The sequence below is a fragment of the Variovorax sp. GW821-FHT09D07 genome, from assembly GCF_059416345.1.
This window is the reverse complement of the sequence record NZ_JBWKOY010000002.1, coordinates 739,506-753,843: the sequence shown is the minus strand read 5'-3', so window position 1 is coordinate 753,843 and position 14,338 is coordinate 739,506. Positions and strand designations below refer to the sequence as shown.

The window sequence follows — 14,338 nt, the reverse complement described above, 5'->3', positions numbered from 1 at the left end:
CCAAAAGCACGACAACAGTCCGAGGAGCCCCTCATGCAAACCGAAGCCCATCCCATCGGCGTCCTGCTGGTGGACGATCACCAGACCATGCTGTGGGGCCTGTCCCGGCTGATCGACGGCGAACAGCCGCGCATGAAGGTCGTCGCCACCGCCAGCTGCTGCGAAGAGGCCGTGGCGCACACGCAGAGCCTGGCCCCCGACGTCATCGTGCTCGACCTCGACCTGGACGGCCATTGCGCCCTGGACATCCTGCCGCAGCTGCTGTCCAACGAGGTCTCGCGCGTGGTCGTGCTGACCGGCGAACGCGAGCAGCGCACCCTGGACCTCGCGGTGCTGCGCGGCGCACGCGGCGTGATGCGCAAGGACGCCTCGGCCGAGCAGGTGCTCGATGCGATCGAACGCGTGCACCACGGCGAGCTCTGCGTCGACGCCCCGACCATGGGCCGCGTGCTCTCGGAACTCACCTCGGTGAAGAAGCCGCCGAAAGCCGACCCCGAGTCCGTCAGGCAGGCCAGCCTGACCCAGAAGGAGCGCGACATCGTCCGCACCGTGGTGCACGGCAGCGGCGCCTCCAACAAGACCCTGGCCGGGCAGGCCTTCGTCACCGAGCACACGCTGCGCAACCACCTCACGTCGATCTACCAGAAGCTCGGCGTGACGAACCGGCTCGAGCTCTACATCTACGCCGTCAAGCACCACCTCGACGCCATGGCGCACTGACAGCGCCCTGCCCGCCCCGTCCTTCGGGGCGCCCACTGCGGGCCGCTCAGCGTGGGCATGCCCCTCCGGGACCCGCCATTTCCCCGCTTTTCCGATCACCGCCTGCTGCGATCAGCTGGCGTGCGGGAGCGCACCGGAGTGGCAGAGGAGGAAAAGATCCGGCACCGTATTTCGTGCCACCTCAAAGAAATTGAATTTCAATTGAATTGAAAAAATCATGATCAAGCGAGAGAATAAGCTCACAAAATAAAAACCTAATAAAAGACAATTTGGTTAATAGAAGATTTCATTCAATTCAAATATCATCGGAATTTCAATAATCAAATTATTTCCACGGTTTCAATTGGTTTTTTGAATATTTTATTTCGTCAAACACCAAATACCCAATCAGAAATGAATTTCATATTTGATTAATTTCATTATTTTCAAAATTTCCTCGCATAAATAAACCCATTCCACTTTTCAACCAGCATTGCTCACCTGGCGAACAATGCGTCGTTTTTCACGATCAGCCTCAAAAACATAGAAATTAGGTATATCGAACGTCATGGTTCAGGTAGTTCCATTTTGAAACACTCATGTCTTTCCACAAACAGGAGCAAAAGACCCGCGCAACCGTCCCGTCAAGTTCATAGGATTGCGCAAGCCTCGGCCGAATTGAATTTCAATTAAAACTCATAGAAAACATTCAATTCGGCACTTGCCTTTCATTTTTCTATTGAAAATGTATGAAACCCCAACCTGCTTTGCCGCCGATGGGGAAAGTGGCCCCGGAGCGCTCGATGGACGACCTTTGCGTCTCCCCGCCCACGCTCGCAACGACCGGCCTGCGTCGCTCACACCAACCGGGGCAGGCACATGCTTGATCACCGGCTCATCAGCTCTGGCGAAAAGGCCTCCGTCGGCGTCTGCGCGCCCGCCGCGAGGCTGTGGCCGGACTTCCTGATCGGCCAGGAGAAATCGCCGGTGCGCGTGCTGCTCGTCGACGACGACGAGTACATGCGCCGGGTGATCGCCCAGGAGTTGCTGTCGGACCTGCGCATCCAGCTCGAAGGCCAGGCCGACAGCGTTCGCGAGGGACGCCGGCTGCTGACCACGCACACCTTCGACGTGCTGATGCTCGAGCTGCAGCTGGGCGACGAGATGGGCTTCGAGCTGATCACCGAGGCACGCCGACTGCACCGCAGCAGCGAGGTCATCGTGATCTCTTCGCTCGAGGACGATGCCCACGTGCTGCGCGCCTTCGAACTGGGTGCCATGGGGTACCTCCTGAAGAACGCCTGGTTGCAAAGCTTTGCCGATGCCGTGCTGCACGTGGTGAACGGCGGGGCCGCGATCACGCCCCGACTCACGCGGCGCCTGCTGCACCGCCTGGACTACCACCCCCGCGAGCCGGTCGCCGACAAGGCGCCGTCGCCGCCGAGACCGCCGTCGCGCGACATGACACTGACGCCGCGAGAGAGCGAGGTCCTGCGTTGCGTGGCCTCGGGTTACGTTTCCGCGGAGATCGGCGCCAAGCTCGGCATCACGGGCCAGACCGTCAATGTGCACATCAAGAGCATCTACAAGAAGCTGCATGTGCATTCGCGCGCCCAGGCGGTGAACTTCGCCGTTCACACGGGCCTGATCTGAAGGGCAACGACCCCATGACTTCGATCGATTGCCCCTTCGCCGCCGGATCGCGCCCTCGTCGCGCGCTCGACAAGCGGCCCTTCGTCCAGGCCATGCTTGTCGCGGCCTGGGCCACGCAGGTCATGTGCGCCGACCTGGCGATCGCGACGGAAGCGACGTCGGCCGCCGTTGCGGCGCACGAGAACCCGGATGGCGGCGTTGCGGACGGCGAAGTCGCAAGCGACGCGGCCGCGGTGACGGCCTCTCCCGACAATCCGGCGGCCACCACAGGAAGCGGTGACCCGGAGCGCCCCGGCTCCGCCGTCTACAGCCCCTTCGCGAGCCCGCCACACGGCAATGAACGCCCTCCCGCTTTCGCTGCGGCGTCCCAAAAAAGCAATGGCGGCCATGCGGAAATGGCGCTGATCGCCCTGATTTCGGGCGGTGTCGCCGCGGTCGCTGTTTTTTTTTGGCTCTGGCGCGCGTAGTCAGGTTCTCGTCAGTTAATTTGTATGTGAGAAAGTTGCATTCCTGAAGATGGCCTCTCATAATTAGCACCTTCGTTTTCGAAGACAACCAATCGACCACCGGTTGCCGTCCGCTTACAAGCGGCAACGACTTTCGGCGCGCCGACCTAGATTCTTTTTGACAGGATCCATGGTGGGGGTATCGCATGAACAAGTGTCGAATCAAGGTCCGCATGAAATGCGGGCTTCATCTCCATGCCGGCATCGCGCCTGACCGGCATCGCGCAATGGATATTTGCGGCACCGCCCCGCTGCGGTGCCTGAGCGGCCGACGACGACCCTAGCCGCTCCCCAGGCGTGACCGCCACCGGGTCACGCGCTGCATCACTTCCTCGAAAAACCCGCGGCTGGCAATTCCAGGCGCGCGGTCACTCCTGAGCCACGCTACATGAGCCTTTTCGCCATGTAGGCGGGACCGGGGCTGCATTGAAAGTCGTTCGTCTTGAGGAGAATAGAAATGGCCACGCTGATCAGGTCCGATCTCGAATTCATTCTTCAACAAATTCTCATTGCGGAAGCACAAGCAGCGGGAGCGGACCCCGCCAGCCTGGTCCCGAACGCCTTTGCGCCCTTCGGCCTCAGGACGGTCGACGGGTCGTACAACAACCTGATGCCGGGCCAGAGCGAGTTCGGTGCCGCAGACAACCCGTTTCCGCAGCTGGTGCCTCAGACCTACAGCAACGAGCAGGACGACGCCTTCGCAGGGATCACCAACACGGACTACGGCAGCGCCGGGAACGTGGTCGATGCCGACCCGCGGCTGATCAGCAACCTGGTCGCCGACATGACCAGCAACAACCCCGCGGCGGTGAGCGCCTTCGTGGCCGCGGGCCTCGGAACGCTCGACGCAGCCGGCGTCCTGTACGACCTCCAGGGCGTCGTCATTCCCCCCGGCACGCTGCTGGAGATTCCGAACACCAGCCCCGACGAAGGCCTGTCGGCGCCCTTCAATTCATGGTTCACCTTCTTCGGCCAGTTCTTCGACCACGGCCTCGACCTGGTCAACAAGAGCAGCACCGAGATGATCTTCATGCCGCTGCAGCCGGACGATCCGCTGTTCAGTACGACCCCCGGCGCCCCCAATTTCATGATCCTGTCGCGCGCCACGCGCGATGCGAACGGCGACCAGACCAACCAGACCACGCCCTTCGTCGACCAGAACCAGACCTACACCTCGCATCCCTCGCACCAGGTGTTCCTGCGCGAGTACGTGCTCGACGCCAACGGCCGTCCGGTGGCCACGGGCAGCCTGCTCGATGGCGCCGACGGCGGCCTTGCCAACTGGGCCCAGGTCAAGGCGCAGGCGCTGATGCTCGGCATCCAGCTCGACGACGCCGACGTGCTGGACCTGCCGCTCCTGGCGACGGACCAGTTCGGCAAGTTCATCCCCGATCCCGTGACCGGCTTCGCGCAGATCGTGCTGCGAGCCGCCGACGTCGGCGGGCCGCTGGACCCGGACGGCAACGGGCTCGCCTCGGGCACGCCCGGCGCGCCCCTCGACGCCAGCGTGGGCGTTCGCACCGGCCATGCCTTCCTGAACGACATCGCGCATGCCGCGGCCCCCGTGTTCGTGGGCGGCGTGCTGGCGCCCGACAGCGACTCGGCCGTCGGCCTCTCGGAACCCGGTACCTATGACAACGAGCTGCTGGACCGTCACTTCATCACCGGCGACGGCCGCGGCAACGAGAACATCGCCCTGACCTCCGTCCACCACGTCTTCCACTCCGAGCACAACCGGCAGGCCGAAGAGATCAAGGCCACCGTCCTGGCCACCGGCGACGCTGCGTTCATCGCCTCATGGCAGCTGCCCGACGGCTCATGGAACGGCGAGCGCATCTTCCAGGCCGCGCGCTTCGCGACGGAGATGCAGTACCAGCACCTGGTGTTCGAAGAGTTCGCGCGCAAGATGCAGCCGGCCGTCGACGAGTTCCTGGCCGAAACCAACTACCAGACGACGATCAATCCGGCGATCGTCGCCGAGTTCGCACACGCGGTCTTCCGCGTCGGCCACACGATGCTGACCGAGACCGTGGACCGGCTGGACCCCAATTTCCTGTCGAGTGATCTCGCGCTGGTCGATGCCTTCCTCAACCCGATCGGGTTCAACAACGACGGCGCCCTGACGCCGGAGCAGGCGGCCGGCGCCATCGTGCGCGGCATGACCCGGCAGGTGGGCAACGAGATCGACGAGTTCGTCACCGACGCGGTGCGCAACCAGCTCCTGGGCCTGCCGCTGGACCTCGCCGCCATCAACATCGCACGCGGCCGGGACACCGGCATTCCCACGCTCAACGAAGCGCGGCGGGAGTTCTACACCTCGACCGCGGACCCGCAGCTCAAGCCCTATACGAGCTGGGTCGACCTCACGCAGCACCTCAAGCATGAAGCCTCCGTCATCAACTTCATTGCGGCGTACGGCACGCATGGCGCGCTGACCGCCACGGACGTCGACACGATGGCCGAGAAGCGGGCCGTGGCGGCCGCACTCGTCTTCGGCGGCACCGTGGTTCTCAACGCCGGCACGGCCGCGGAGCGCAGCTTCGTTGCAGACGAAGCAGACAGGCTCGCCTTCCTGAACAGCACGGGCATCTACGCGATGGTCGGCGGTGTCACCACCACGGGCGTGGACGACATCGACCTGTGGATCGGCGGCCTGGCCGAAGAGCAGATGCCCTTCGGCGGCCTGCTGGGCTCGACCTTCAACTTCGTCTTCGAGTCGCAGATGGAGGCGCTGCAGAACGGCGACCGCTTCTACTACCTCTCGCGTCTGGCCGGCCTCAACTTCCTCACCGAACTGGAGAACAACACCTTCGCCAAGCTGGTGATGCTCAACACCGACGCCACGCACCTGCCGGCCGACATCTTCTCGACCCCGGGCCTGATCCTCGAAGTCGACCCGCTGCGCCAGTTCACCGGCATCGGCGTGGACGGCCACGGCGACCCGACCGAGGGCGGCACCGAACTCACACCGCTGGTGATCCGTGACGATCCCACGACCGCGGCCGTGGAGACCACCTACCTGCGCTACACGGGCGACGAACACGTCGTGCTCGGCGGCACCGCCGGCAACGACACCCTGATCGCCAGCATCGGCGACGACACCATCTACGGCGACGGCGGCAACGACCGCATCGAGTCCGGCGACGGCAACGACCAGGTCGAGGGCGGCGCGGGCGACGACATCATCACGGACCGCGGCGGCGACGACGTGCTCAAGGGCAACGAGGGCAACGACGTCATCCACGGCGGCAACGGCGCGAACCTCATCATCGGCGGGGACGGCAGCGACTTCATCATCACCGGCGAGGACGTTTCCGAAGTCTTTGCCGGCCAGGGCAACGACTTTGTCCTGGGCAGCAAGGGCAACCTGCCGACATTCGGCAACGAGGGCCACGACTGGATCGAGCTGGGAACCCAGGACGGCACCACGGGCGACAGCTTCGACCCGCTCGTGCAAGACAGCGTCATCGGCAATGACGTCCTGATCTCCGGCGGCGGCTTCGACGAGCTGATCGGCGAAGGCGGCGACGACATCTTCACCGGCTCCGACGGCGAAGACCACTTCGACGGCGGCTCCGGCTTCGACTGGGCCAGCTACAAGTTCGACAAGTACGGCGTGACCGCCGACATGATCGTCAACGACTTCGTGGTGCCCCCGGTGGTCAACTCGAACGCCGCGATGATGGACCGCTTCGCCTTCACCGAAGGCCTCTCGGGATCGGCTTTCGCCGACTTCCTGCGCGGCGACGACGCCGACGCCGTCGAGATCCTGCAGGCCGGCTGGACCGGCAGCGTGCTCACCAACATCGCGCTGATCGACGGCCTGCAAGGCCTGCTGCCCGCGGGCATGACCTCGTTCGGCGAGGGCAACATCATCCTGGGCGGCGACGGCAGCGACCTCATCGAGGGCCGCGGCGGCAACGACATCATCGACGGCGACGCCTGGCTCAACGTGCGCATCGCCGTCTCGGGCGTGCCCGGCCTCACCAGCGTCGACAGCCTGAAGGAGCTGGTGCCGCGCATGCTCTCGGGCGAGATCAACCCGGGCCAGCTCAGCATCGTGCGCGAGATCCTGATGTCCGACAGTGCCGACTACGACACCGCGATGTTCTCCGGGCTGCGCGCCAACTACACCGTCACCACCGGCGCCGACGGCCGCACCACCGTCACCGACAACGTCGGCACCGACGGCACCGACATCCTGCGCAACATCGAGCGGCTGCAGTTCTCCGACACCGTCCAGCTGCTGTCCGGCAGCAACAACGCACCGGGCGGCTCGGTCACGATCAGCGACGACACGCCGCAGATCAACCAGCTCCTGAGCGTGTCGGCCGCCCTCACCGATGCGGACAATCCTGGCGGCACGGTCACCGGGCCGATCAGCTACACGTGGCAGTACGAGGCCGACCCGACGCGCGCGCCGGGCGTGTTCCGCGACATCATCGACCTGGGCGGCGGCCAGCCCGCCACGGTGAACGGCACGACCTTCCGGGTCACCGCGCCCTTCGACGGCCTGGCCATCCGGGTGCGGGCCGTCTACCGCGATGCCGACGGCGTGCTGGAAACCGTGTACTCCACGCCCACCGCGGCGGTCACCGGCGTGGCGGCCGTCGTGCCGCCGGCGCCGGCGCCCTCCTCCGCGCTGGTCGACAGCGCGGGCGTGCGCTTCCTCCAGTCCGACCTGCAGTTCATCCTGGAGCAGATCAAGATCTCGGAGCGACACGCGAACGGCGAGGCGCTGACCGACATCCTGGACAACGCGCGCGCGCCGCTCGGCCTGCGCACGGTGGACGGCTCCTACAACAACCTGGTGCAGGGCCAGTCCGGCTTCGGCGCCGCGGACCAGGTGTTCCCGCGCCTGGTCGATCCGGTGTTCCGCAACGACCAGGACGGTGACAGCATCAACCTCGGCCCGGGGGGCACGCTCACCAACACCGACTACGGCCCCAGCGGCAATGTGGTGGACGCCGACCCGCGCATCATCAGCAACCTGATCGTCGACATGACGAGCAACAACCCGGCGGCGGTGAGCGCATTCGTCGACGCGGGCCTGGGCACGCTGGTGGACGGTGTCCTGTACGACCTGGACGGCGTGGCGATTCCCGTCGGCACCCTGCTGGTCATTCCGAACACCGCGCCGGACGAAGGCCTGTCGGCGCCGTTCAACGCCTTCATGACCTTCTTCGGCCAGTTCTTCGACCACGGCCTGGACCTCGTGGCCAAGGGCGGCAACGGCACCATCTTCGTCCCGCTGCAGCCCGACGATCCGCTCTATGTGTCGGGCAGCAACAGCAACTTCCTGGTGCTGACGCGCGCCACCCAGGTTGCCGGACCCGGCGCCGACGGCGTCATGGGCACCGCGGACGACACCACGCACGAGGCCACGAACCTCACGACGCCGTTCATCGACCAGAACCAGACCTACACGTCGCACCCGTCGCACCAGGTCTTCCTGCGCGCCTATGAGCTCAACGCCGAAGGCAAGCCGGTCGCCACCGGGCGGCTGATCACCAACCGCGACCTCGGTGCCGACGGCCTCTTCGGCACGGCCGACGACATCGAGCTGGGCGGCATGGCCACCTGGGCGGTGGTCAAGGCGCAGGCGCGCGACCTGCTGGGCATCGCGCTGGACAATGCCGACGCGCTCAACCTGCCGCTGCTGGCGGCCGACGAGTACGGCAACTTCATTCCCGACCCGGTGACCGGCTTCGCGCAGATCGTGCTGCAGGCCGGCGGCACGCTGGCCTCGGGCTCGCCGGGCGCGCCGATCGATGCCAGCCTGGCCGTGCGCACGGGCCACGTGTTCCTGGCCGACATCGCCCACACCGCCAACCCGGTGAACAGCCAGGGCGTCGCGCTGACGGCCGATGCCGACGACCAGATCGGCGGCACGCCGGCCGCGGGCTTCTACGACGACGAACTGCTCGATGCGCACTACATCGCCGGCGACGGCCGGGTCAACGAAAACATCGCGCTGACCAGCATTCACCATGTGTTCCACGCCGAGCACAACCGGCTGGTCGAACACACCAAGGCGGTGATCATGGCGTCGGGCGACGCGGCCTTCATTGCCGAATGGCACCTGCCCGATGGCTCGTGGGACGGCGAGCGCCTGTTCCAGGCGGCCCGCTTCGGCACCGAGATGCAGTACCAGCACCTGGTGTTCGAGGAGTTCGCGCGCAAGGTGCAGCCGCAGATCGACATCTTCTTTGCCGCCACCCAGGTCTACGACACCGAGATCGATCCATCGATCGTCGCCGAGTTCGCCCACACCGTGTACCGCTTCGGCCACTCGATGCTGACGGAGACGGTGGACCGCTTCGACGTCGACTTCAACGTGATCGGCGGCACGGCCGACCCCACCCAACAGCTCGGGCTGATCGAGGCCTTCCTCAATCCGCTCGCGTTCGCCGCCAGCGGCATCACGGCGGATGAAGCGGCCGGCGCGCTCGCGCGCGGCCTCACGCGGCAACAGGGCAACGAGATCGACGAGTTCGTGACCGAGGCCCTGCGCAACAACCTGCTCGGCCTGCCGCTCGACCTGGCGACGATCAACATCGTGCGCGGGCGCGACACCGGCGTGCCGACACTCAACGCCGCGCGGCGCGACTTCTACAGCGTGACCGGTGACAGCCAGCTCAAGCCCTACGCGAACTGGGTCGACTTCATGCAGCACATCAAGCATGAGGCCTCGGTGGTCAACTTCATTGCGGCCTACGGCGTGCACGCCAGCCTGGCCGCCGCCGACACCCTGATCGAGAAGCGCGCGGCGGCGGTGGCACTGGTCTACGGCGGCATCGGTGCGCCGGAGGACCGGCTCGACTTCCTGTACGGACGCAATGCCTACGCCGACGAGGCCGGCATCACGACCACCGGCGTCGACGACATCGACCTGTGGATCGGCGGCCTGGCCGAAAAGCAGATGCCGTTCGGCGGCCTGCTGGGCTCGACCTTCAATTTCGTCTTCGAGGAGCAGATGGAGAAGCTGCAGGACGGCGACCGCTTCTACTACCTGGAGCGCACGCAGGGCCTGAACTTCCTCACCGAGCTGGAGAACAACTCCTTCGCCCGGCTGGTGATGGCCAACACCGATGTCGAGCACCTGCCTGGCGACATCTTCACGACGCCGGGGTTCACGCTGGAGGTGGACCCGTCCCGGCAGTTCACGGGCCTGGGGCTCGACGGGCGCGACGATCCGACGGCCGAGGGGAGCCTGACGCCACTGGTGCTGCGCAACAACCCCGGCACCGAAGCGGCCGATCCGAACTACCTGCAGTACAGCGGTGAGGACCACGTCGTTCTGGGCGGTACCGCAGGCAACGACACCATCATTTCCAGCATCGGCGACGACACGCTCTGGGGCGACGCCGGCAATGACCGGCTCGAAGGCGGGGACGGCAACGACTTCGTCTTCGGCGGGGCCGGCGACGACATCATGACGGACCTGGGTGGCGACGACAACATGCAGGGCGGCGACGGCAACGACGCCATCCACGGCGGCAACGGCATCAACCTGATCCTGGGCGGCCACGGCAACGACTTCATCGTCACCGGTGAAGACCCGTCCGAGGCGTTCGGCGGCACGGGCAACGACTTCATCCTCGGCGCCCGCGGCAACGAGTTCGTGTTCGGCAACGAAGGCGACGACTGGATCGAGAAAGGCATGGCCGACGGCAGCGCCGGCGAGAACTTCGACGCCTTCGCCCGCGACCAGGTGGTGGGCCACGACGTCTTCATCGGCAATTCGATCTCCGACCGGATGGACGGCGAAGGCGGCGACGACATCATGTTCGGCAACGGCGGGCAGGTGGACCGCTACGAAGGCGGCTCCGGCTTCGACTGGGCCGGGTTCAAGGACGACGCCTTCGGCGTCACGGCCGACCTGTTCCTTCGCGCCTTCGACGAAACGCCCGTGCCGATCTCGAACGCGACCGTGCTGGCGCGGTTCACGTCGGTCGAGGGCATGTCGGGCTCTGCGCACGCCGACGTCCTGCGCGGCGACGACAACGATGCGGCCGCGATGGCGCTGTCGGGCACCACCGGCAGCGTGCTGACCCACATCGAACTCATCGACGGCCTGCAGGGCCTCCTGGACCAGGTGCTCGGTGTCGGCATGGAGATGGACGGGCCGGTGACTTCGTTCGCCGGCAACATCATCCTGGGCGGCGGCGGCAGCGACCTGCTGGAGGGCCGCGGCGGCAACGACATCATCGACGGCGATGCCTGGCTGAACGTGCGCATCAGCGTGCGGGAGAACGCCGACGGAACGGGCGCCGAGATCGCGAGCTATGACACCATGACCGACCTCGAGCTGCAGGGGCGCGTCTTCGACGGCACCTACAACCCGGGTCAACTCACCATTGCCCGCGAGATCCTGATGTCGGATGCGCCGGACTTCGACACGGCCGTCTTCTCGGACGTCTTCGGCAACTACGAGATCACCTTCCTCGAAAACGATGTCTGGCGCATCAGCCATGTCGTGGACGGCGTGGCCGGCGCCGACGGCATCGACGTGGTGCGCAACATCGAGCGCCTGCAGTTCTCCGATGGCGCGGCGTTCATTGCGGAAGAAGGCTTCAACCTCGATCCCGAAGGCCAGCTGACCCTCAGCGACACCACGCCCACCCTGGGCGCGACCCTCACCGTGTCGGCCCTGGGCGTGACCGATCCGGACAACGTCAGCGCGACCAACCCCGACGGTGCGATCACCGGCCCCATCGCCTACTTCTGGCAGGCCGAGGTCCGCCCCGGCATCTTCGAGGACATCCTGATCGAGAACGCCGGCGGCGAAGTGGCCCGGGCCACGGGCACGAGCTTCACGCCGCGGACCTTCGAGCTCGGCCTGGCGCTGCGCGTGCGGGCGGTCTACAAGGACGCCAACGACGTGCTGGAGAACGTGTACTCCGCCACGACCGCGCCGCTGGCTCTCAACACCGCGGCCACCGGGCAGCCGACGATCAGCGACACCACGCCGACCGAAGGCCAGCTGCTGACGGCATCGACCCTCGGCATCAGCGACGTGGACGGGCTGACGGGCGCCGTCTTCAGCTACCAGTGGGAACAGGCCGTCAACACGGGTGTCGGCGGCGGCGCCGCCGGGTTCACGCCCATCGCGGGCGCCACCCTGGCGACCTTCACGCCGGGCGCCGGCCAGGTCAACCGCGAACTGCGCCTGACGGTGAGCTTCACGGACGATGCGGGCGCGCTCGAGACGGTGCGCTCCGCGGCCACCGTGGTCACGGGCGACTTCATCGCGGCCAACAACGCCGCCCAGGTCCTCACGGGCACTGAAGGCCAGGACGTGATCTTCGGCGGCGGCGGCGCAGACGCCATCAACGGCCTTGGCCAGGACGACCTCATCGACGGCGGCGCGGGCAGCGACAGCATCGCCGGCGGCGCCGGCAACGACACCATCAACTACACGATGGGCGAAGGCACGGACACCGTCGACGGCGGCGCGGGGCTGGACACCCTGAACGTCATCGGAACGGCGGCGGCCGACGCGCTCGCGGTGAGCTACAACGGCACCGCGCTCACGGTGGTGGCCGGCGGCACGGTGAGCAATGTCGAGTCGGTCACGGCCGACCTGCAGGCCGGCGTCGACACGCTGACCTACACCAGCGCCGCGGCCATCTCGGTGAACCTCACGGCCGGAACGGCCTCGGGCTTCACCTCGATCGCCGGCATCGAGAACGTGACGACAGGCGGCGGCGCCGACGTGCTCGTGGGCAATGCGCTGGCCAACGTGCTCAACGGCGGCGGCGGCGACGACCGCTTCGTCGCGACGGTGAACGACGGCAACGACAGCTACACCGGCGGCGGCGGCACCGATACGCTGGACCTGTCCGCGGTTTCCGCGGGCGTGACGATCACCCCGACGACCGCCACGGGTGCGCAGACGGGCACCGATGCGCTCTCTGCCATCGAGAACTTCATCGGCAGCCAGGGCGCTGACAGCATCGTCGTCAATGGCGGTGCGAACGTGATCGACGGCCAGGGCGGCAACGACGTCATCGACGCCGGCGGCGGCAACGACACCGTGACCGGTGGCGAGGGCAACGACACGCTCACCGGCGGCGCCGGCAACGACACGGTCAGCGGCGGCGCGGGAGACGACCTCTTCCACTACCTCGTCGGCGACGGCTCGGACACGATCAACGGCGGCGCGGGTGCCAACGACCGGCTGACCATCGCCGGCACGGCGCTGGGCCAGACGCTCGCGGTGGTGCTGACGGGAACGGCGATCGCGTCCCTGGCGGGCGGCACCGTCACCGACGTCGAGGCGGTCACGGCCGACCTCCAGGGCGGCGTCGATACCCTGAGCTACGGTGCCACGACCACGGCCGTCACCGTGAACCTGGCCACCGGCACGGCCACGGGCTTCGAATCGGTGGCGAACATCGAGAACGTGACCGGTGGTGCCGGCAACGACACGCTGACCGGCAACACCGGTGCCAACGCACTGAACGGCGGCGGCGGCGACGACCGCTTCGTCGCGTCGATCGGCGACGGCAACGACAGCTATGTCGGCGGGGCCGGCGTGGACACCTACGACCTGTCGGCCACCACGGCCGGCGCGACGGTGACGGTCAACCTCGCGACCAGCGCGCAGATCGGCTCCGACACGCTCAACACGATGGAGAACATCATCGGCAGCCAGGGCAACGACATCATCGTCGTCAACGGCGGCGCGAACTTCATCGACGGCCAGGGCGGCAACGACACCATCAGCGCCGGCGCCGGCGACGACATCGTGCTGGGTGGCTCGGGCAACGACACCATCAACGGCCAGGCGGGCGACGACAGGCTCACCGGCGGGCTGGACAGCGACACGGTGGACGGCGATGCGGGCGCAGACACCTTCATCGCCACGGTGGGCGACGGCAACGACAGCTACGCCGGCGGCATCGGCAACGACACCTACGACCTGTCCGCCACCTCGGCCGGTGCGACGGTCACGCCGACCTCCGCCACCAGCGCCGAAACCGGCACCGACACGCTGAGCTCGGTGGAGAACGTGATCGGCAGCCAGGGCAACGACAACATCAGCTTCGCGCCCGTGGCCCTCCTGAATGCCGCGAACGTGGTGGATGGCGGTGGCGGCAACGACACCCTCAGCACCGGGGCGGGCGCGGACCGGCTGACCGGCGGCACGGGCAACGACACCATGGACGGCGGAACGGGAGACGACGTCTTCGTGTTCGCGCCGGGGTTCGGCAACGACACGATCCTCGGCTTCGATGCCAGCGGGAACCTGCTCAACGGGCAGGACCGGCTGAACATCTCCGCGATGGGGATCAACGCCGGCAACTTTGCCGCCAACGTGTCCATCACCGACCTGGGCGCCGACACGCTGGTCGAGTTCGACGGCCTGGAAAGCATCCTGCTGATGGGTGTGAACGGGGTCGGAACGAACACCATCACGCAGGCCGATTTCGTGCTGTCGGCATGAGCACCGCCAACGTTTCAACGACCTTGAC

At 66.5% G+C, this 14,338-nt stretch carries 4 protein-coding genes; all 4 read left to right on the top strand.

The genetic code is table 11. The annotated features are described in order from the left end of the window. Positions 1 to 33: 33 nt before the first annotated feature. The 4 genes from AC07OX_RS09760 (at position 34) to AC07OX_RS09745 (ending at position 14,310) form a co-directional block, all read left to right on the top strand. Entirely contained in the window at positions 34 to 720 is a 687-nt protein-coding gene (locus tag AC07OX_RS09760) for a response regulator (RefSeq protein WP_095950012.1), read from the top strand. A gap of 858 nt (positions 721 to 1,578) precedes the next feature. Then, entirely contained in the window at positions 1,579 to 2,352 is a 774-nt protein-coding gene (locus AC07OX_RS09755; RefSeq protein WP_095744458.1) for a LuxR C-terminal-related transcriptional regulator, read from the top strand. 14 nt (positions 2,353 to 2,366) lie between these two features. Continuing rightward, positions 2,367 to 2,819, top strand: a complete 453-nt coding sequence (locus tag AC07OX_RS09750; protein WP_495260489.1) for a hypothetical protein — start codon at positions 2,367 to 2,369, stop codon at positions 2,817 to 2,819. 496 nt (positions 2,820 to 3,315) lie between these two features. Then, positions 3,316 to 14,310: a peroxidase family protein gene (locus tag AC07OX_RS09745; protein WP_495260490.1), complete on the top strand. Its 10,995-nt coding sequence runs from the start codon at positions 3,316 to 3,318 to the stop codon at positions 14,308 to 14,310. Positions 14,311 to 14,338 lie beyond the last annotated feature (28 nt).

What these genes read in the sequence shown, in the direction of transcription:
- AC07OX_RS09760 (WP_095950012.1), top strand. Translation starts at nt 34, where the DNA reads ATGCAAACCGAAGCCCATCCCATCGGCGTCCTGCTGGTGGACGATCAC.
- AC07OX_RS09755 (WP_095744458.1), top strand. Translation starts at nt 1,579, where the DNA reads ATGCTTGATCACCGGCTCATCAGCTCTGGCGAAAAGGCCTCCGTCGGC.
- AC07OX_RS09750 (WP_495260489.1), top strand. Translation starts at nt 2,367, where the DNA reads ATGACTTCGATCGATTGCCCCTTCGCCGCCGGATCGCGCCCTCGTCGC.
- AC07OX_RS09745 (WP_495260490.1), top strand. Translation starts at nt 3,316, where the DNA reads ATGGCCACGCTGATCAGGTCCGATCTCGAATTCATTCTTCAACAAATT.